The organism is Kitasatospora sp. NPDC005748, assembly GCF_040630735.1.
Lineage (GTDB): Bacteria > Actinomycetota > Actinomycetes > Streptomycetales > Streptomycetaceae > Kitasatospora.
Window position 1 is genome coordinate 22,320 of sequence record NZ_JBEXYD010000060.1, and the last position, 22,828, is coordinate 45,147.

Annotated in this window: 2 protein-coding genes; both read left to right on the forward strand. The window is 75.7% G+C overall.

Going from position 1 to position 22,828, the window contains the following annotated elements; all coding sequences use genetic code 11:
• Positions 1-97 precede the first annotated feature (97 nt).
• Positions 98-15,070 carry a type I polyketide synthase gene (locus ABZ495_RS30225; protein ID WP_359839071.1) on the forward strand — a complete coding sequence of 4,991 codons (14,973 nt, stop codon included), beginning with the start codon at positions 98-100 and terminating at the stop codon, positions 15,068-15,070.
• A gap of 43 nt (positions 15,071-15,113) precedes the next feature.
• A partial coding sequence (locus ABZ495_RS30230) for a type I polyketide synthase (protein ID WP_359839073.1) occupies positions 15,114-22,828 on the forward strand: 7,715 nt, incomplete at its 3' end.

Here is a 22,828-nt window from a genome sequence, read left to right on the forward strand (position 1 = left end):
CAGGCCCTGACGGGCTCCGTTCGAACCCGGGCTGCCCCGCACACACCGTGCGGGGCAGCCCGCCCCTGACTCTGCCGAAAAACACCATTGCTGGGAGATGACCGTGTCCGACGAGGACAAGCTCCGTAGTTACCTGAAGCGGGCCATCGCAGACGCCCAGGACGCCCGCGCCCGACTGCGCGAGGTGCAGGAGCAGACGGCGGAGCCGGTGGCGATCGTCGGAATGGCGTGCCGCTTCCCGGGGGGTGCGGACACCCCCGAGGAGTTCTGGGAGCTGCTGGCCTCGGGCGGTGACGCGGTGGGCGCCTTCCCGACCGACCGCGGCTGGGACCTGGACGGCGTCTACGACCCGGACGGCGAGCGCGAGGGCACCTCGTACGTGGCGCAGGGGGCGTTCCTGCGGAACGCGACCCGGTTCGACGCCGGGTTCTTCGGCATCTCACCGCGCGAGGCCATGGCGATGGACCCGCAGCAGCGGCTCCTGCTGGAGACCTCGTGGGAGGCGCTGGAGCGGGCGGGCATCGACCCGGCGACCCTGCGGGAGAGCGCGACCGGGGTGTTCGCGGGCGGCTTCGCGTCCAACTACGGGATCGGGGTCTCCTGGTCCGCCGAGGCCGGGTCCGGCGTCGAGGGCCACCTGATGACCGGCAACGCGACCAGCGTGCTGTCCGGCCGGGTCTCCTACGCACTGGGCCTGGAGGGCCCGGCGGTGACCATCGACACCGCCTGCTCGTCCTCGCTGGTCGCACTGCACCTGGCGGCCCAGGCGCTGCGCTCGGGCGAGTGCACGCTGGCCCTGGCCGGCGGTGTCACCGTCCTGGTGTCGCCGGGGACCTTCGTGGAGTTCTCGCGGCAGCAGGGTCTGTCGGCGGACGGCCGGTGCCGGGCGTTCTCCGAGGACGCGGACGGCACGGGCTGGGCCGAGGGCGTGGGCATGCTCGTCGTGGAGCGGCTGTCGGACGCGCGCCGCAACGGGCACCGGGTGCTCGCGGTGCTGCGCGGCTCGGCGGTGAACCAGGACGGCGCGTCGAACGGTCTGACCGCGCCGAACGGGCCTTCGCAACGGCGGGTGATCCGCGCCGCGCTGGCGAACGCGCGGCTGTCGGCCGCCGACGTGGACGTGGTGGAGGCGCACGGAACGGGGACCACACTGGGTGACCCGATCGAGGCGCAGGCGCTGCTGGCCACCTACGGCCGGGAGCGGCCGGAGGGCCGGCCGTTGTGGCTGGGCTCGGTGAAGTCCAACATCGGGCACACCCAGGCGGCCGCCGGGGTGGCGGGCGTGATCAAGATGGTGCTGGCGATGCAGCACGAGGAGCTGCCGAAGACCCTGCACGCCGAGGTGCCGTCCTCGCACGTGGACTGGACGGCCGGTGAGATCGAGCTGCTGACGGCGCCGGTGCCGTGGCCCGCCGGGGAGCGGCCGCGCCGGGCGGCGGTCTCCTCGTTCGGGATCAGCGGCACCAACGCGCACGTCATCGTGGAGGAGGCGCCGGCTCCCGAGACGGCCCGGGCCGAGGCCGTGGCACCGGTGCTGGCGGGTGCCGGTGCGTGGCTGGTGTCGGGCCGGACGGCCGAGAGTCTGACGGCGCAGGCAGGCCGGCTGCGCGCCTGGACGGTGGCGCGTCCGGAGCTGGCGCCGGTGGACGTGGCGTGGTCGCTGGCGGCGACGCGTTCGGCGTTCGAGCACCGGGCCGTGGTGGTGGGCACCGAGCGGGCCGAACTGGTCGGTGGCATCGAGAGCCTGGCCGCCGGGGTCTCCTCGGCCGCGGTGGTGTCGGGTGTGGCGCGGCCGGGTGCCCGGGTGGGTCTGGTCTTCGCCGGTCAGGGTTCGCAGTGGGTCGGCATGGGCCGGGGTCTGTACACGGCGAGCACGGTCTTCGCCGAGGTCTTCGACCGGGTGTGCGGGCTGCTGGAACTGGAGTTGGGCGTCTCGGTCCGGGACGTCGTGCTCGGCGCCGAGGGTGTGGACGAGGCGCTGGCGCAGCAGACGCTGTACGCGCAGGCCGGGCTGTTCGCCTTCGAGGTCGCTGTCGCGGCGGTGCTGGAAGCCGTGGGTGTGACGCCGGACGCGGTGGTGGGTCATTCGGTGGGTGAGGTCGCGGCCGCTTATGTGGCCGGGGTGCTGGCGCTGCCGGACGCGGTGCGGCTGGTGGCGGCGCGGGCTCGGTTGATGCAGGCGCTGCCGGACGGCGGGGCGATGGCGGCGGTCAACGTCTCGGAGTCCGAGGTGCTGGCCGAGCTGGTGCCCGGGGTGGTGATCGCCTCGGTGAACGGGCCGGAGTCGGTGGTGGTCTCCGGCTCGGTCGAGGCCGTCGATGAGGTGGTGGAGCTGTGGCGGGAGCGGGGTCGCCGGGTGCGGCGGCTGCGGGTCTCGCACGCCTTCCACTCCCCGGCGATGGACCCGGTGCTGGAGGAACTCACGTCCGTGGCCGATGGGTTGGAGTACCACCGGCCGGCTGTGCTGTGGGCGGGCGCGGTCACCGGTGAGCTGGTCACCGAGCCCGGGGCGGGCTACTGGCCGGCGCAGACGCGGGGAGCGGTGCGCTTCGCGGACGCGGTGGCGACGCTGGCCCGCCAGGGTGTCTCGGTGTTCGTCGAGGTCGGCCCGGACGGGTCGCTCTCCTCACTCGGCCCGGACGCGGTGGCGGGGATCGACGGGGACGAGCCCGTGTTCGTCCCCCTCCAGCGGCGCGACGCGGAGGGCGTCGCGAGTTTCGTCACGGGTCTCGCCCGCGTCTTCGTGCACGGCGTGCCGGTGAACTGGAGTTCGGTTCTGCCGGCCGGTAAGCCTGTCGAGCTGCCCACCTATGCCTTCCGTCAGCAGCGCTTCTGGCCGGAGGGCGTGGTGCCGCTCACGCCGCCGGCGGCGGGCGGCGGCGACGGTGCGGGCACGGCGGGGGAGGCGCGGTTCTGGGCGGCCGTCGAGGACGGGGACCTGGCGAGCATCGCCGACACGCTGGCCATCGAGGACCAGCGGCAGCTCGCCGAGGTACTGCCGGCGCTGGCGTCCTGGCGGCGCCGCGAGCTGGACCGCCTGGTGACCACGGACTGGCGCTACCGGACGGCCTGGGCGGCCGTGGCGGAGCCCGACGCGCGGGTGCTGTCGGGGACGTGGCTGGTGGTGGTGCCGGCCGGCGCGGGCGAGCAGCCGTGCGCGGCCGCGCTGGCCGCCCGTGGTGCGGAGGTCGTCGTGGTCGAGGTCCCGGCCGGTGCCGTGGACCGGGCCGAGGTGGCCGCGCTGCTGGCCGCGGCGGTCGAGCCTTCCGCCGTCTCCGGTGTGCTGTCACTGCTGGCCCTGGACGAGACGCGCGTGCCGGACCACCCGGGGGTGACCGCCGGGCTGGCGGCCACCCTGGCGCTGGTCCAGGCGCTGGGCGACGCCGGGATCGGCGCGCCGCTCTGGCCGGCGACGCGCGGCGCCGTGGCGGCCGGTCCGGGCGAGGCGCTGGCGCACCCCGTGCAGGCGCAGGTCTGGGGGCTCGGCCGGGTCGTCGGTCTGGAACACCCCGAGCGCTGGGGCGGGTTGATCGACCTGCCCGAGGTGCTGGACGACCGGGCCGGTGCCCGGCTGGTCGCGGTGCTGGCCGGTGCCGGGGAGAACGAGGTCGCGATCCGGGCCGACGGGATCCTCGGCCGCCGGCTCAGGCGGGCCGGGCAGACTCGCGACCGGGACCGCTGGTCGCCGCGCGGCAGCGTGCTGATCACCGGCGGTACCGGCGCCATCGCCGGGCACGTGTCGCGGTGGCTGGCCGAGCGCGGAGCCGAGCGGCTGGTGCTGACCAGCCGCTCCGGCCCCGCGGCCGCCGGGGTCGCGGCCACGGCCGCCGAACTGGCCGCCCGGGGTACGGGAGTGGACGTCGTGGCGTGCGACGTCGGCGACCGGTCGGCGCTGACCGGGCTGCTGGCCCGGATCGGGGAGACCGGTGCGGCGCTGTCCTCGGTGCTGCACACCGCCGCGGTGCTGGACGACGGCGTGGTCGACCGCCTCTCGGCGGCCCGCCTGGCGTCCGTGCTCGGGGTGAAGGCCGAAGGCGCGCTGCTGCTCGACGAGTTGACCGCCGACCTCGATCTCGACGCCTTCGTGCTGTTCTCCTCGGCCGCGTCCACGCTGGGCGCCGCCGGTCAGGGCAACTACGCGGCGGCCAACGCCTACCTGGACGCCCTCGCCGAGAACCGCCGCGGCCGCGGCCTGCCGGGCCTGTCGGTCGCGTGGGGCGCCTGGGGCGGCGGCGGGTTCGCCGAGTCCAGCGCGGCGGCCCGGGCGCGGGTCGAGCGCGGCCCGATGCCGCCGCTGGACCCGCAGCTCGCCGCCCGCGCCCTGGGCGGGGCACTGGAGGGGCCGGACGCCGTCGTCACCGTGATGGACGTCGACTGGGCCCAGCTGGCGTCCGCGCAGGGCACGGCGGACCTGCGGGAGGCACCGCTCTTCCGCGAGCTGCCGGAGGTCCGCCGGCTGACCGCCCGGGGAGCCGGGAACGGGGACGGCACCCGGACCGAGGGTGAACTGCCCCGGCGACTGGCCGGTCTCACCCGGGCCGAGCAGGAGCGGGCGCTCACCGACATCGTCCGGGCCGAGGTGGCCGTCGTACTCGGGCACGCCTCCGCGGACGCGGTCGAGGACCGGCGGTCGTTCAAGGACCTGGGCTTCGACTCGCTGACCGCCGTCGAACTGCGCAACCGGCTGGGCGTGGCGACCGGCATCCGGCTGCCCGCAACCCTGGTCTTCGACTACCCCACCCCGCTGCTGCTGGCCGGCTACCTGCGGGGCGAACTGACCGGGGACGCGGCCGGACCGGGGCCGGTCCTCGTGGCGGCCGCGGCCGTGGACGAACCGCTGGCGATCGTGGGCATGGCCTGCCGCTTCCCGGGCGGGGCCGGCAGCCCCGAGGAGTTCTGGGAGCTGTTGGCCTCGGGCGGTGACGCGGTGGGCGCCTTCCCGACCGACCGCGGCTGGGACCTGGACGGCGTCTACGACCCGGACGGCGAACGCGAGGGCACCTCGTACGTGGCGCAGGGCGCCTTCGTGCGGGACGCCACGGAGTTCGACGCCGGGTTCTTCGGGATCTCGCCGCGCGAGGCGCTGGCCATGGACCCGCAGCAGCGGCTGCTGCTGGAGACCTCCTGGGAGGCGCTGGAGCGGGCGGGCATCGACCCGGCGGCGCTGCACGGCAGTGCGACGGGCGTCTTCGCCGGCGGCTACGCGTCCGGGTACGGCTTCACCCTGGCGGGTGAGGGCGGGGCCGGTGTCGAGGGCCACCTGCTGACCGGGAACGCGACCAGCGTGCTGTCCGGCCGGGTCTCCTACGTGCTGGGCCTGGAGGGCCCGGCGGTGACCATCGACACCGCGTGCTCGTCCTCGCTGGTCGCACTGCACCTGGCGGCCCAGGCGCTGCGCTCGGGCGAGTGCACGCTGGCGCTGGCCGGTGGTGCCACGGTGATGGCCACGCCCGGCATGTTCATCGACTTCTCGCGGCAGCAGGGGCTGTCGGCCGACGGCCGCTGCCGGGCGTTCTCCGAGGACGCCGACGGGACCGGCTGGGCCGAGGGCGCGGGCATGCTCGTGGTCGAGCGGCTCTCCGACGCCCGGCGCAACGGCCACCCGGTACTCGCGGTGCTGCGCGGCTCGGCGATCAACCAGGACGGCGCGTCCAACGGTCTGACCGCGCCGAACGGGCCTTCGCAGCAGCGGGTGATCCGGTCCGCGCTGGCGAACGCGCGGCTGTCGGCCGCCGACGTGGACGTGGTGGAGGCGCACGGGACAGGGACCACGCTGGGTGACCCGATCGAGGCGCAGGCGCTGCTGGCCACCTACGGCCGGGAGCGGCCGGAGGGGCGGCCGCTGCTGCTCGGCTCGGTGAAGTCCAACATCGGGCACACCCAGGCGGCCGCCGGTGTGGCGGGCGTGATCAAGATGATCCTCGCCCTTCAGCACGAGGAACTGCCGAAGACCCTGCACGCGGACGAGCCCTCCTCGCACGTGGACTGGTCGATGGGTGAGGTGCGGCTGCTGGCCGAGTCGGTGCCGTGGCCGGTGGGGGAGCGGCCGCGCCGGGCGGCGGTCTCCTCGTTCGGGATGAGCGGGACCAACGCGCACGTCATCGTCGAGGAGGCACCGGCGGTCGTCGAGGCCGCCGAGGTGGTCGAGGCCGTGGCGCCGGTGGTGTCAGGGGCCGGTGCCTGGCTGGTGTCGGGCCAGTCGGCCGAGGGGCTGACGGCGCAGGCGGAGCGGCTGCGGGAGTGGGTGTCGGCGCGGCCGTCGGTGGAGCCGGCGGAGGTGGCGTGGTCGCTGGCGACGACGCGGTCGGCCTTCGAGCGCCGGTCGGTGGTGGTCGGTACCGACCGCGCGGAGCTGGTCGCGGGCCTGCAGAGCCTGGCGGCCGGTGTGCCGTCGGGGTCGGTGGTGTCGGGTGTGGCGCGGCCGGGTGCGCGGGTGGTGTTCGCGTTCGCGGGGCAGGGTTCGCAGTGGGTGGGGATGGGTCGTGAACTGGCTCTGTCGAGCCCGGTGTTCGCGGCACGGCTCGCGGAGTGCGAGGCGGCGCTGGCGCCTTTTGTGGACTGGTCGCTGGCCGATGTCCTGGCGGGTGTGCCGGAGTTGACGGCGGCGGATGTCGTCCAGCCGGCGTTGTGGGCGGTGATGGTGTCGCTGGCGGCGGTCTGGGAGGCCGCCGGTGTCGCGCCGGACGCCGTGGTGGGGCATTCGCAGGGTGAGATCGCGGCGGCGACCGTCGCGGGGATGCTGTCGCTGGAAGACGGTGCCCGGGTGGTGGCGCTGCGTTCGCGGTCGTTGAAGGTGCTGGCGGGCCTGGGCGGGATGTTGTCGGTGAGCCGGTCGGCCGCGGTGGTGGAGGAGCGGATCGCCCGCTTCGGTGAGCGTGTTGCTCTGGCAGCCGTCAACGGGCCGTCGGCGGTGGTGGTTTCGGGTGAGCCCGAGGCCCTGGAGGAGCTGAAGGCGGAGTTCGAGGCGGAGGGTGTCCGGGCCCGGATGGTCGCGGTGGACTACGCCTCGCACTCGGCCCAGGTGGACCGCCTCGAAGCGGAGATCACCGAGGTCCTGGCCGGTATCGCGCCGCGCCGGGGCCGGATCCCGATGGTGTCCGCGATGACCGGTGAGACGCTGACCGGCGAGGAGTTGGACGCCGCCTACTGGTACGGCAGCCTGCGCGCCACGGTGCACTACGACCGCGCGGTGCGCACGCTGGCGGGCCAGGGGCACCAGCTGTTTATCGAGGTGACGCCGCACCCGGTGCTGCTGGGCGCGATGAACGACACGCTGGAGGAGGTCGCCCAGGAGGCCGGCCCGGGCATCGTGCCCGCCGCGGTCTGCGGCACGCTGCGCCGTGACGAGGGCGGCGTGACCCGGCTGGTCACCTCGTTCGCCGAGGCCTTCGTCCAGGGCGCTCCGGTGGACTGGCGCACCGTCCTCCCCGCCGCCGAGCGGGTCGAGCTGCCGACGTACGCCTTCCAGCACGAGCGGTACTGGCCGCAGGGGATGCTGCCCCTGTCGCCGGTGGGTGCGGGCCGGGACGCGGCGTCGCTGGGCCTGGGCGCGGTGGACCATCCGCTGCTGGGCGCGGCGGTCGAACTGGCCGGCGGCGCGGGCCTGGTCTGCACCGGGCGGCTCTCCGTGCGGACCCACCCCTGGCTGGCCGACCACACGGTGGGCGGGACGGTGCTGCTGCCGGGGACCGGCTTCGTCGAGCTGGTGGTCCGGGCCGGTGACCAGGTGGGCTGCGGCCTGCTGGAGGAACTGACGCTCCAGGCGCCGCTGGTGCTGCCCGCCGACGGCGGCGGGGTCCAGGTCCAGGTGGTGCTGGCCGAGGCGGACTCCGAGGGCCGCCGCGCGGTCGAGGTGTTCTCCCGCCCCGACGTGTCCGACCCGCAGCAGGACTGGACGCGGCACGCGAGCGGCGCGGTGGCCGCGGCCCCGGCGGAGCGGCCGGCCCCCGGGGAGCTGTCGGTCTGGCCGCCGGAGGGCGCGACCGCGCTCGACGTCGGCGAGGTGTACGCCGTCCGGCTGGCGGAGGTGTACGGTCCGGCGTTCCACGGGCTGCGGGCCGCCTGGCGGCGCGGCGAGGACGTCTTCGCCGAGGTGGCGCTGCCGGAGCCGGTGGCGCGCGAGGCGGGTGCGTTCGGTCTGCACCCGGCGCTGCTCGACGCGGCCCTGCACGCCGCGCTGCTGGAGGGCACGGCCCCGGCGGACGCGGACGCGGACGGCGGGCCTGGCGAGGTCCGGATGCCGTTCGCCTGGACGGGCGTCGAGCTGCACGCGAGCGGGGCGACCGTCCTGCGGGTGCGGCTGCGGCGGGACGCCCGGGGCGCGCTGGCGCTGACGGCCGTGGACCCGGCCGGCTCCCCGGTGGTGTCGGTGGAGTCGCTGGTCAGCCGGCCGGTGTCGGCCGCGCAGCTGCGGGCCGCCGACAGCGGGGTGTCGGACGCGCTGTTCGTGGAGGAGTGGGCCCCGGTGGCCGAGGTCCCGGTGGCCGAGGAGCCGACCGGGGACTGGGCGCTGATCGGCGCCGACCGGTTCGGTCTGGTCGAGGCGCTGGCCGCGGCCGGTGTGCCGGTCCGGTCCTTCACCGGTCCGGCCGAGGCGGCCGGGGCCGAGCCGCAGGTCGTGCTGGTCTGTGCGGGGGCCGAGGAGGCCGAGGACGGCGACGTGGCCGGGGCCGCCCGCCGCCGCACCGCCGACGCGCTGGCGCTGGCCCAGGAGTGGCTGGCCGAGGAGCGCCTGGAGAACGCCCGGCTGGTGGTCGTCACCCGGGGCGGCGTGGCCGCCGGGGAGGGCGAGGCCGTGGCCGACCTGGCCGCCGCCGCCGTCCGGGGTCTGCTGCGCTCGGCGCAGTCGGAGAACCCCGGCCGGCTGGTCCTGGTGGACCTGCCCGCCACCGGTACGGCCGAGCGGATCGCCGTTCTCCCGGGCGTCCTCGCCACCGGCGAACCGGAGCTGGCCCTCCGTGACACGGCCGTGCTGGGCCGGCGGCTGGGCCGTCCGTCCGGCGCTGGAGCAGCGGTTGAACGCCTCGCGGGCCGCGCGGCCGACGGCCCGCGGACGCTCCTGGTGACCGGCGGGACGGGCACCCTGGGCGGCCTGGTGGCCCGGCACCTGGTGGTGACCGGGCAGGTCAACGGCGTGGTGCTGACCAGCCGTTCGGGCCCCGCCGCCGCCGGGGCGGCCGCGCTGGCGGCCGAGCTGGCGCAGCTGGGCGCCCCGGTCCGGATCGTGGCGTGCGACGTGGCGGACCGGGACGCGCTGGCCGCGCTGCTGGCCACGATCCCGGCCGACCGCCCGCTGGGTTCCGTCTTCCACGCCGCCGGGATCATCGACGACGGCGTGATCGGCACCCTCACCGCCGACCGGCTGGCGGCGGTCATGCGGCCGAAGGTCGATGCGGCCTGGCACCTGCACGAACTCACCCGGGACCTGGACCTGGCGCACTTCGTCCTGTTCTCCTCGGCCGCCGCCGTCTTCGGCGCACCGGGGCAGGGCAACTACGTCGCCGCCAACTCCTTCCTGGACGCGCTGGCCGGGTACCGCCGGGCCGCCGGCCTGGCGGGCCTGTCGCTGGCCTGGGGCCCCTGGGTGCACGAGGCGGGCATCGGCCGGGAGCTGGGCGAGCGGCTGCTGACCCGGATCAGCAGGTCCGGGGTCGCGGCGCTGGGCGCGGACGAGGGCCTGGCCGTGCTGGACGAGGCGCTCACCCGCGGCGAGGCGGTCCTGGTGCCGGCCCGGCTGGACCTGGCGGACCTGCGGGCGCGGGCCGCCCGCAGCGGGGACGTCCCGCCGCTGTGGCGGGCGCTGGCCGGTGGCCGGGTCCGGCGGGCCGCCGCTGCGGCCGGGACCGGGGCCGAGGCCGGCGAGGCGCTGCGGCACCGGCTGGCCGGGCTATCCGGCCAGGACCGTGACCGGGCGCTGCTGGACCTGGTCCGGGCGCACGTGGCCGCGGTGCTCGGGCACGCCTCCGCCGAGGCGGTCGAGCCCACCCGGGCCTTCACCGACCTGGGCTTCGACTCGCTGACCGCGGTGGAGCTCCGGAACCGGCTGCGGACCGAGACCGGGCTGCGGCTGCCGGCCACGCTGGTCTTCGACCACCCCACCCCCGTCGCGCTGGCCGCGCTGCTGCGCGGCGAGCTCGCGGGCGGCCTGCCCGCCGCGGCCCCGGCGGTCCGGCCGTCCGCCGCGGTGGCGGACGAGCCGATCGCGATCGTCGGCATGGCCTGCCGGTTCCCCGGCGGCGCCGCCGGCCCGGAGGAGCTGTGGGAGCTGCTGGCCTCGGGCCGGGACGCGATCGGCCCGTTCCCGCAGGACCGCGGCTGGGACCTCGACGCCCTGTACGACCCGGACACCGAGCACGCCGGGACGTCCTACACCCGCGAGGGCGGCTTCGTCCGGGACGTCAGCGGCTTCGACCCGGCGTTCTTCGGGATCTCGCCGCGCGAGGCGCTGGCGATGGACCCGCAGCAGCGGCTGCTCCTCGAAGTGTCCTGGGAGGCCTTCGAGCGGGCCGGGATCGACCCGGCCGCCCTGCGCGGCAGCCTGACCGGCGCCTTCGTCGGCGGCTACGGGTCGGGGTACGCCGGGATGAGCCTCGAAGGCGAGTCCGAGTTCGAGGGCATCGACGGCCATGTGATGACCGGGAACGCGACCAGCGTGCTCTCGGGCCGGCTGTCCTACACCTTCGGCCTGGAGGGGCCCGCCGTCACGATGGACACGGCGTGCTCCTCGTCGCTGGTGGCGCTGCACCTGGCCTGCCAGTCGGTCCGGGCGGGGGAGTGCTCGCTCGCGCTCGCGGGCGGCATCACCGTCATGGCGGCCCCGGACGGCTTCATCGCCTTCTCCCAGGCGCGCGGGCTGGCTGTGGACGGCCGGTCCAAGGCGTTCGCCGCGTCCGCCGACGGGATGGGCATGGCCGAGGGCGTCGGCATGCTCGTGGTGGAGCGGCTGTCCGACGCGCGCCGCAACGGGCACCCGGTGCTCGCGGTGGTGCGCGGTTCGGCGATCAACCAGGACGGCGCGTCCAACGGCCTCACCGCCCCCAACGGGCCTTCGCAGCAGCGGGTGATCCGGGCCGCGCTGGCCAGTGGCGGGCTGACGGCCGCCGACGTGGACGCGGTCGAGTCGCACGGCACGGGCACCAAGCTCGGCGACCCGATCGAGGCCCAGGCGCTGCTGGCGACCTACGGGCAGGACCGCCCCGAGGACCGTCCGGTCTGGCTGGGGTCGGTGAAGTCCAACCTCGGGCACACCCAGGCGGCCGCCGGGGTGGCCGGGGTGATGAAGATGCTGCTGGCGCTCCAGCACGAGGAACTGCCGCGGACGCTGCACGTGGACGAGCCGTCCCCGCACATCGACTGGTCGGCCGGGCACGTGCGGCTGCTCACCGAGCCGGTGCCGTGGCGGGCGAACGGGCGGCCGCGCCGGGCGGGCGTCTCCTCGTTCGGGATCAGCGGCACCAACGCGCACATCATCCTGGAGGAGGCACCGGCGGCCGGGGCGGCCGACGCCGTCGAGCCCGCGGCGCCGGCGCCGTCCGGGGCCGGCGCGTGGGTGCTGTCGGGCCGCTCGCCCAAGGCGCTGGCGGGCCAGGCGGGCCGGCTGCGCGAGTGGGTGGCCGCCCGGCCCGGGGCGGAGCCGGCCGATCTGGCCTGGTCGCTGGTCGCGACCCGGTCGCTGTTCGAGTACCGGGCCGTGGTCGTGGGCGGGGACGGCGCGGAGCTGGCGGCCGGGCTGGAGAGCCTGGCGGCGGGCGTGTCCGCGGGGTCGGTGGTGTCGGGGGTGGCCCGGGCCGACGCGCGGCCGGTGTTCGCCTTCCCCGGCCAGGGCTCGCAGTGGGTCGGGATGGGCCGTGAACTGGCCGCGGTGAACCCGGTGTTCGCGGCGCGGCTGGCGGAGTGCGAGGCGGCGCTGGCGCCGTATGTGGACTGGTCGCTGGCCGATGTCCTCGCGGGTGTGACGGAGTTGAAGGCGGCGGATGTCGTCCAACCGGCGCTGTGGGCGGTGATGGTGTCGCTGGCGGCGGTCTGGGAGGCCGCCGGGGTGGTGCCCGAGGCGGTGGTCGGGCATTCGCAGGGCGAGATCGCGGCGGCGACCGTCGCGGGGATGCTGTCGCTGGAGGACGGCGCCCGGGTGGTGGCGCTGCGTTCGCGGTCGTTGAAGGTGCTGGCGGGCCTGGGCGGGATGCTGTCGGTGAGCCGGTCGGCGGCCGTGGTGGAGGAGCGGATCGCGCGGTTCGGTGAGCGGCTGTCGCTGGCGGCCGTCAACGGCCCGTCCGCGGTGGTGGTTTCGGGTGAGCCGGAGGCGCTGGAGGAGCTGAAGGCGGAGTTCGAGGCCGAGGGCGTGCGTGCCCGCCTTGTCGCGGTGGACTACGCCTCGCACAGTGCGCAGGTCGAGCGGCTGGAAGCGGAGATCATGTCCGTGCTGGCCGCGGTGGAACCGCGCCCGGGCCGGATCCCGATGGTGTCCGCGATGACCGGTGAGACGCTGACCGGTGAGGAGTTGGACGCCGCCTACTGGTACGGCAGCCTGCGGGCGACGGTGCACTTCGACCGGGCGGTGCGCACGCTCGCCGGTCAGGGGCACCGGGTGTTCGTCGAGGTCTCCCCGCACCCGGTGCTGCTCGGCGCGATGACCGAGTCCCTGGAGGAGGTCGCGCAGCAGGCGGGCGCGGCCGCCGTGCCCGCCGCCGTCTGCGGCACCCTGCGGCGTGACGACGGCGGCGCCCAGCGCCTGCTGACCTCGCTCGCCGAGGCCTTCGTGAACGGCGCGGCCGTCGACTGGACGGCCGTCCTCCCGGCCGGCCGGCGGGTGGACCTGCCGACGTACGCCTTCCGGCACGACCGCTTCTGGCCGAAGGTCCCCTCGGCGCTGCCGGCGGGCGGCCCGGCCACCGGCCGGGACGGGGCGGCCACACCGGCCGAGTCCGCGTTCTGGGCGGCCGTCGAGGGCGGCGACCTGGAGCAGCTCGCGGACACCCTGGCGATCGAGGACGGACGCGAGCGGCTCGGCGAACTGCTGCCCGCGCTGACGACGTGGCGGCGCCACGACCTGGACCGCTCGACCACCGCGAGCTGGCGCTACCGGATGGGCTGGGCGCCGGTCGCCGAGCCCGACCCGGGCGTGCTCACCGGCACCTGGCTCGTCGCGGTGCCCGAGGCGGACGCCGCCGGCGACCTGGCGCAGGGCTGCGCGGTCGCGCTGGGTGTGCGCGGGGCCGAGGTCGTGCCGGTCGAGGTCCCGGCCGGGACGACGGACCGCGTCGTCCTGTCCGCGCTGCTCGCACGGGCGCTCCGGGAGGCGGGCGCGGAGCCGTCCGGCGTGACCGGCGTGCTGTCGCTGCTGGCGCTGGACGGGACACCGCTGCCGGACCACCCGGTGGTGACCGGCGGGCTGGCCGCCACCCTGACCCTCATCCAGGCGCTCGGCGACGCCGGGATCGAGGCACCGCTCTGGCCGGCCACCCGCGGCGCGGTCGCGGCCACGCCCGGCGAGCTGCCGACCGCTCCGGCGCAGGCACAGGTCTGGGGCCTCGGCCGGGTCGTCGGCCTGGAGCACCCGGACCGCTGGGGCGGTCTGATCGACCTGCCCGAGGTGCTGGACGACCGGGCCGGCGCCCGGCTGGTCGCGGTGCTCGCCGGCTGCGGCGAGGACCAGGTCGCCATCCGCCCGGCCGGGATGCTGGGCCGCCGGATGAGCCGGGCCGCCGGGGTGCGGGCCGGTGAGGACCGCTGGACCCCGCGCGGCAGCGTGCTGATCACCGGCGGCACCGGCGCCATCGCCGGGCACGTGGCCCGCTGGCTGGCCGAAGGGGGCGCGCCGCGCGTCGTGCTGACGGGCCGTTCCGGCCCGGCGGCCGCCGGGGTCGCGGCCACGGTCGCCGAACTGGCGGAGCGCGGCACCGCGGTGGACGTCGTCTCCTGCGACGTGAGCGACCGCGCGGCGCTGGCCGGGCTGGTGGACCGGATCGGGAAGACCGGTCCGGCGCTGTCCTCGGTGCTGCACACCGCCGCTGTCCTGGACGACGGCGTGGTCGACCGCCTCACCCCGGCCCGACTGGAGACGGTGCTGGCCGCCAAGGCCGCGAGCGCCGCCCACCTCGACGAGCTGACCGCCGACCTGGACCTGGACGCCTTCGTGCTGTTCTCCTCCGCGGCGTCGACCCTCGGCTCCGCCGGGCAGGGCAACTACGCGGCCGCCAACGCCCACCTCGACGCCCTGGCCGAGAACCGGCGGGCCCGCGGGCTGACCGGTCTGTCGGTGGCCTGGGGCCAGTGGGGCGGCGGCGGCCTGGCGGAGTCCAAGGAGGCGATCCGGGAGCGGATGAAGAAGCTCCCGATGTCGGCGATGGACCCGCAGCTGGCGGTCCGGGCCCTGGACGAGTCGCTGCGCGGCCCCGACGCCGTGGTGACGGTGATGGACGTGGACTGGGCCCTGCTGGCGCAGACCGCGGTGGACCTGCCGAAGGCCCCGCTGGTGCGGGACCTGCCGGAGGTCCGCCGGATCGCCACCACCGCCGCCGCCCGGCCCGCCGAGGCGGCCGGCGCGGGGGAGGGCGAGCTGGGCCGGCGGCTGGCGGGCCTGGACCGGGCCGAGCAGGAGCGGCTGCTGTCGGACCTCGTACGGGCCGAGGCGGCCGTGGTCCTGGGCCACGCGTCGGCGGACGGCGTCCAGGCCCAGCAGGCCTTCAAGGACCTCGGGTTCGACTCGCTGACCGCGGTGGAGATCCGCAACCGGTTGAACACCGCGACCGGACTGCGGGTGCCCGCTACGTTGATTTTCGACTACCCCACCCCGGTGGCGGTGGCCGCCTGGCTGCGCACCGAACTCGCCCCGGACGAGGCGGACTCGGTGCCGGTGCTCGACGACCTCGACCGGCTCGAATCCAGCCTGTCCGGTCCGGCACCCGACCAGGACACGAGCGAGCGAATCACGAGGCGGCTGCAGAGCATTCTGTCGAAGTGGATCGAGAAGCAGGGCGAAGCGGAATCCGGCAGCGGCGAGGTTGAACTCGAATCGGCGACACCCGACCAGGTGTTTGAGTTTCTCGACAAGGAACTTGGTCTGTCCAACTAGTTACTTCGCGCTAATTGACGGCATGTTTTGGTAAGGGGTCACTGTGGATAACCAAGAGAAACTCTTCGACTACCTCAAGAAGACCGCGGCCGAGCTCCAGGAGACGCGCAAGCGCCTGCACAAGCTGGAGGCCGGCGAGTACGAGCCGCTGGCGATCGTCGGCATGGCGTGCCGCTACCCGGGCAACGTGGAGACCCCGGAGGACCTCTGGGAGCTGCTGGCGGCCGGCGGCGACGCGGTGGGCGAGTTCCCCACCGACCGCGGCTGGGACCTGGAGAGCATCTACGACCCGGACCCGGAGAAGTCCGGCCGGTCGTACACCCAGTCCGGGGCCTTCGTGAAGGACGCCAGCGGATTCGACGCCGCGTTCTTCGGGATCAGCCCGCGGGAAGCCGTCGCGATGGACCCGCAGCAGCGCCTGCTGCTCGAAGTCGCCTGGGAGGCGCTGGAGCGCGCGGGAATCGACGCGGGAACGCTGAAGGGCAGCCGGACGGGCGTTTTCGTCGGTGGTTTCACCTCGAACTACCTGGTGAACCTGGAGCTGGCGGAAGGGGGCACGGCCGGGCTGGAAGGCCACATGATGACCGGCAACCTGACCGCCGTGCTCTCCGGCCGGGTCTCCTACGTCATGGGCCTGGAGGGCCCCGCCGTCACGGTGGACACGGCGTGCTCCTCCTCGCTGGTCGCGCTGCACCTGGCCTGCCAGGCGATCCGCGCCGGGGAGTGCTCGATGGCACTCGCCGGCGGTGTGACCGTGCTGGCGCAGCCCGGCATGTTCGTCGAGTTCTCCCGCCAGCAGGGCCTGTCGGTGGACGGCCGCTGCCGCGCCTTCTCCGACGACGCGAACGGCACCGGCTGGGCCGAGGGCACCGGCATGCTCGTCGTGGAGAAGCTCTCCGACGCGCGCCGCAACGGGCACAAGGTGCTCGCGGTGATCCGCGGCTCGGCGATCAACCAGGACGGCGCGTCCAACGGTCTGACCGCCCCCAACGGCCCCTCGCAGCAGCGGGTGATCCGCGCCGCGCTGGAGAGCTCCCGGCTGTCCGCCGCCGACATCGACGCGGTGGAGGCCCACGGCACCGGCACCAAGCTCGGCGACCCGATCGAGGCGCAGGCGCTGCTGGCGACGTACGGCCAGGAGCGCGGCGGCGGGCAGCCGCTCTGGCTGGGGTCGGTGAAGTCCAACCTCGGACACACCCAGGCCGCCTCCGGGGTGGCCGGCGTGATCAAGATGGTGATGGCGCTGCGCAACGGCCGGTTGCCGCGGACGCTGCACGTCAACGAGCCCACCCCGCACGTCGACTGGTCCGCCGGTGAGGTGGAGCTGCTGACCGAGTCCGTCCCGTGGCCGGCCGGCGAGCGGGTCCGCCGCGCGGGCGTGTCGTCCTTCGGTGGCAGCGGCACCAACGCCCACCTGATCCTGGAGGAGGCACCCGCCGAGGAGGACGCGGAGCCGGTGGAGGCCGCGCCGCGGGTCGTCTCGGGCGCCGGCGCGTGGCCGGTGTCGGGCCGCTCGGCCGAGGGGCTGGCGGCGCAGGCCGGCCGGCTGCGGGACTGGGTGGCGGCGCGGCCGGAGGCGGAGCCCGCGGACGTGGCGTGGTCGCTGGCGACCATGCGCGCGACCTTCGAGCACCGCGCCGTGGTCGTGGGCGGGGACGGCGCGGAGCTGGCGGCCGGGCTGGAGAGCCTGGCCGACGGCGTGCCCAGCGGCGCCGTCGTCGCGGGCGTGGCCCGGGCCGACGCGCGGCCGGTCTTCGTCTTCCCCGGTCAGGGTTCGCAATGGCTCGGCATGGGCCAGGAGTTGGCGCGGTCGAGCCCGGTGTTCGCGGCACGGCTGGCGGAGTGCGAGGCGGCGCTGGCGCCGTATGTGGACTGGTCGCTGGGTGAGGTCCTGGCGGGCGCCGAGGGCGCGCCGGAGCTGAAGGCGGCGGATGTCGTCCAGCCCGCGCTGTGGGCGGTGATGGTGTCGCTGGCGGCGGTCTGGGAGGCCGCCGGGGTGGTGCCCGAGGCGGTGGTCGGGCATTCGCAGGGTGAGATCGCGGCGGCGACGGTGGCCGGGATGCTGTCGCTGGAGGACGGCGCCCGGGTGGTGGCGCTGCGTTCGAAGTCGTTGAAGGTGCTGGCCGGGCTCGGCGGGATGCTGTCGGTGAGCCGGAGCGCCGCGGTGGTGGAGGAGCGGATCGCCCGGTTCGGTGAGCGGCTGTCGCTGGCGGCGGTCAACGGGCCTTCGGCGGTGGTGGTTTCGGGTGAGCCGGAGGCCCTGGAGGAGTTGAAGGCGGAGTTCGAGGCCGAGGGTGTCCGGGCTCGGATGGTCGCGGTGGACTACGCCTCGCACAGTGCGCAGGTCGAGCGGCTGGAAGCGGAGATCATGTCCGTGCTGGCCGCGGTGGAACCGCGCCCGGGCCGGATCCCGATGGTGTCCGCGATGACCGGGGAGACGCTGACCGGTGAGGAGTTGGACGCCGCCTACTGGTACGGCAGCCTGCGGGCGACGGTGCACTTCGACCGCGCGGTGCGGACCCTGGCGGGTCAGGGGCACCGGGTGTTCGTCGAGGTCTCCCCGCACCCGGTGCTGCTCGGCGCGATGACCGAGTCGCTGGAGGAGGTCACCCAGGAGGCTGGGCCGGGCGCGGTGCCCGCCGCCGTCTGCGGCACCCTGCGGCGTGACGACGGCGGTGCGACCCGCCTGGTCACCTCCTTCGCCGAGGCCTTCGTCAGCGGCGCGGCCGTCGACTGGGCCGCCGTGCTCCCGGCCGGACCGGGAGTGGACCTGCCGACCTACGCCTTCCAGCACGAACGGTTCTGGCCCAAGGGCACGCTGGGCGAGCTGCGCTCCGCGCGCCCGGGCGGCGGCGACGCGCTGTCGCTCGGCCTGGGCGCGGTGGGCCACCCCATGCTCGGCGCGGTGGTGGAACTGGCCGGTGGCGCGGGCCTGGTGTGCATGGGCCGGGTGTCGCTGCGCACGCACGCCTGGCTGGCCGACCACGCCGTCGGCGGCGTCGTCCTGCTGCCCGGCACCGGCTTCGTGGAGCTCGCGGTGCGCGCCGGTGACCAGGTGGGCTGCGGCCTGCTGGAGGAACTGACGCTGCACGCACCGCTGGTGCTGCCCGCCGACCGCGGCGGGGTCCAGCTCCAGGTGGTCGTGGCCGCGCCCGACGCCGAGGGCCGCCGCGGGGTCGAGGTGTTCTCCCGCCCCGAGGAGACGGCCGCCCCGCAGGCCTGGGTCCTGCACGCGAGCGGTGTGGTCGCCCCCGCCACCGCGGCCGGGCGGACCGACGAGGACTTCGTGGTGTGGCCGCCGAAGGACGCCGCACCGGTGGACATCACCGACGTGTACGCGGTGCACCTCGCCGAGGTGTACGGCCCGACGTTCCACGGCCTGCGGGCCGCCTGGCGCCGGGGCGAGGACGTCTTCGCCGAGGTCGCGCTGCCCGAGGAGGCGGCGGCCGAGGCCGGCGCGTTCGGCCTGCACCCGGCGCTGCTCGACGCCGCCCTGCACGCCTCGCTGCTGGCGGAGCCGGTCGTCGAGGCCGAGCCGGGCCAGGTGCCGATGCCGTTCGCGTGGACCGGGGTCGAGCTGCACGCCGGTGGCGCGTCGGTGCTGCGGGTGCGGCTGCGCCAGGACGCCCAGGGCGGTGTGTCGCTGACCGCGGCGGACGCCACCGGCGCACCCGTGGTGTCGGTGGGGTCGCTGGTGAAGCGACTCGTCGCGATGGACCAACTGCGCTCCGCGCAGAACGAGTTGAACGACTCGCTGTTCGTCCAGGAGTGGACCGAGGTGCCAGCCGGGGCCGCCCCGGCCGGCGAGTGGGCGCTGATCGGCGCCGACCGCTTCGGGCTGGTCGACGAGCTGGGCGCCGCCGCTGTGCCGGTGCGCGCCTTCGCCGGCATCGCCGAGCTGGCCGCCGCCGTCGAGACGGGCGAGGCCGCTCCCGGCACCGTCCTGCTGTGCGCGGACGCCCTGCTCGGCGGGGTCGCGGACCAGGGCGCCGGCCTCCCGGACACGGTGCGCCGGGCCGGTGCCGAGGCACTGCGGCTGGTGCGCGAGTGGCTGGACGAACCACGCCTGGACGCCGCGCGGTTGGTGGTCGTCACCCGGGGCGCCGTGGACGCCGGCGGCGAGGCGGTGACGGACCTGGCGGCGGCCTCCGTACGGGGGCTGCTGCGGTCCGCCCAGGCCGAGAACCCGGGCCGGCTGGTCCTGGCCGATCTCCCGGCCGTCGAGGCCGGCGCCCGAAGCGCGCTGCTGGCCACCGTGGTCGGCGGCGACGAGCCCGAGCTGGCGATCCGCGGCGAGGCCGCCTACGGCCGGCGCCTGACCCGCCCCTCGGGCGAGCTGGAGCCGGTCATCTGGCCGGCCGACGCGGTGGCCGACCCGGCGGCGCGTTCGCTGCTGGTGACGGGCGGCACCGGGACGCTGGGCGGGCTGGTCGCCAAGCACCTGGTGGCGACCGGCCGGGCCGGTGGTGCAGTGCTGACCAGCCGCTCCGGCCCGGCCGCCGCCGGAGCCGCCGCGCTGGCGGCCGAGCTGGCGGAGCTGGGCGTCTGGGTCCGGATCGTCGCGTGCGACGCGGCCGACCGGGACGCGCTGGCCGAGGTGCTGGACCGGATCCCGGCCGAGAACCCGCTGGGCTCCGTGGTCCACTCGGCGGGCGTCGTCGACGACGGCGTGATCGCGTCGCTGACGCCGGAGCGGCTGGCGGCCGTCATGCGGCCGAAGGTCGACGCGGCCTGGAACCTGCACGAGCTGACGGCCGGGCTGGACCTGGAGCGCTTCGTCCTGTTCTCGTCCGCGGCCTCCACCTTCGGCGCGGCCGGCCAGGCCAGCTACGTGGCGTCGAACTCCTTCCTGGACGCCCTGGCCGGGTACCGCCGGGCCGCCGGCCTCGCGGGGATGTCGCTGCAGCTCGGCCCGTGGATGCACGAGGCGGGCATCGGCCGGAACCTGGACCGGACCTCGCTGTCGCGGATCGACCGCGGCTTCGTCCCGCTCGGCGCCGAGGACGGCCTGGTCGTCCTGGACGTGGCGCTGGCCCGGGACGAGGCGGTGCTGATGCCCGCCCGCCTCGATCTGGCGGCGCTGCGGGCGCAGGCCGCCGGCAGCGCGGACGTCCCGCCGCTGTGGCGCACGCTGGCCGGGGTGTCCGTCCGGCGCACGGCCGTCTCGGCCGCCGCCACCGGCACCGGCGCCGACGCGGCCGAGGCGCTCCGGCGCCGGCTCGCGGCGGTCTCCGGCCCCGCGCGGGACCGGGTGCTGCTGGACCTCGTCCTCGCCCATGTCGCCGCCACGCTGGGGCACGCCTCGGCGGACGCGATCGACACCGGCCGCCCGTTCACCGACGTCGGCTTCGACTCGCTGACCGCCGTCGAGCTGCGCAACCGTCTGAACGCCGAGACCGGCCTGCGGCTGCCCGCGACGCTGGTCTTCGACTACCCCACCCCGACCGCGCTCGCCACGCTGCTGCGCGGCGAGCTGGCGGGCGACCTGCCCGCCGTCGCGGCGCCCGCCGCGCCGGTGGCCACCGGCGCCGCGGACGAGCCCATCGCGATCGTCGGCATGGCCTGTCGCTTCCCCGGCGGCGCGGCCAGCCCGGAGGAGCTGTGGCGCCTGCTGGCCTCGGGCTCGGACGCGATCGGCCCGTTCCCGCGCGACCGCGGCTGGGACTTGGAGAGCCTCTACCCGGACACCGACCCGCACGGCGAGTCGTACACCCAGGCCGGCGGCTTCGTCCAGGACGCCAGCGCCTTCGACGCGGGGTTCTTCGGCATCTCGCCGCGTGAGGCGCTGGCGATGGACCCGCAGCAGCGGCTGCTGCTGGAGACCTCCTGGGAGGCGTTCGAGCGGGCCGGGATCGACCCCGCGACGCTGCGCGGCAGCCAGACCGGCGCCTTCGTCGGCGGCTACAGCTCCCGGTACGCGACCGACGTCCAACTGGAGGGCACCGAGGTCGTCGAGGGCCACCTGGTGACCGGGAACGCGACCAGCGTGCTCTCGGGCCGGCTGTCCTACACCTTCGGCCTGGAGGGCCCGGCGGTCACGGTGGACACGGCGTGCTCCTCCTCGCTGGTGGCGCTGCACCTGGCCGCCCAGGCGCTGCGTTCCGGTGAGTGCTCGCTCGCCCTGGCCGGCGGGGCCACCGTCACCGCCACCCCCGGGGTGTTCGTGGCCTTCGCCAAGGCCGGCGGCATCTCGATGGACGGGCACTGCAAGTCCTTCGCCGCGGCGGCCGACGGCTCCGGCTTCGCCGAGGGCGCGGGCATGCTCGTGGTGGAGCGGCTGTCGGACGCGCGGCGCAACGGGCACAAGGTGCTCGCGGTGATCCGCGGTTCGGCGATCAACCAGGACGGTGCGTCCAACGGTCTGACCGCCCCCAACGGCCCCTCACAGCAGCGGGTGATCCGCGCGGCGCTGGCCAGCGCCCGGGTGTCGCCCGCCGACGTGGACGTGGTCGAGGCGCACGGTTCGGCGACCACGCTGGGCGACCCGATCGAGGCGCAGGCGCTGATCGCCACCTACGGCCAGGACCGGCCGGAGGGCCGGCCGTTGTGGCTGGGTTCGGTGAAGTCGAACATCGGGCACACCCAGGCCGCGGCCGGTGTGGCCGGGGTGATGAAGATGGTGCTGGCGCTGCAGAACGAGCAGCTCCCGCAGACGCTGCACGTGGACGAGCCGACCCCGCACGTGGACTGGTCGGCGGGCGAGGTGCGGTTGCTGACCGAGCCGGTGGCGTGGCCCACCGGCGAGCACGTCCGCCGGGCCGGTGTGTCCGGCTTCGGGATGAGCGGCACCAACGTGCACGTCATCCTGGAGGAGGCGCCGGCCGCGGTCGCCGAGGAGGCGGACGCCCTGGACGAGCCGGTCGGTGAGGCCGGGGCGGTGGCGGTGCTGGAGCCGGCCGGGCCGGTGGCGTGGCCGGTGTCGGCGCAGTCGTCGGAGGCGTTGGCGGGTCAGGCGGATCGGCTTCGGGAGTGGGTGTCGGCGCGGCCGTCGGTGGATCCGGTGGGTGTGGCGTGGTCGTTGGCGGCGACGCGGTCGGTGTTCGAGCACCGGGCGGTGGTGGTCGGTGGTGGTCGTGAGGAGTTGGTGTCGGGGCTGGGTGGCCTGGTGGCCGGGTCGGGTGCGGCCGGGGTGGTGTCGGGGGTTGCCCGTTCGGGTGGTCGGACGGCGTTCGTGTTCGCGGGTCAGGGTGCGCAGTGGGTTGGCATGGGCCGTGAACTGGCTTTGTGCAGTCCGGTGTTCGCGGCGCGGTTGGCGGAGTGTGAGGCGGCGCTGGCGCCGTATGTGGACTGGTCGTTGAGTGAGGTTCTGGCGGGTGCCGAGGGTGCGCCGGGTCTGGACGCGGCTGATGTGGTGCAGCCGGTGCTGTGGGCGGTGATGGTGTCGCTGGCGGCGGTGTGGGAGGCCGCGGGCGTCACGCCCGATGCGGTGGTGGGTCATTCGCAGGGTGAGATCGCGGCGGCGACGGTCGCGGGGATGCTCAGTCTGGAGGACGGTGCGCGTGTGGTGGCGGTGCGGGCTCGGGCGCTGACGAGTTTGTCGGTGCAGGGTTCGATGGTGTCGGTGGTGATGCCGTCGCAGGCGGTGCGGGAGATCGTCGAGGGTTGGGGCGAGCGCCTGTCGGTGGCGGCGGTGAATGGCCCGGCTGCGGTGGTGGTGTCGGGTGAGCCGGAGGCGTTGTCGGAGTTCGAGCGTGAGTTGGCTTCGCGCAAGGTGTTGCGGTGGCGGATTCCGGCGACGGACTTCGTGGCGCATTCGCC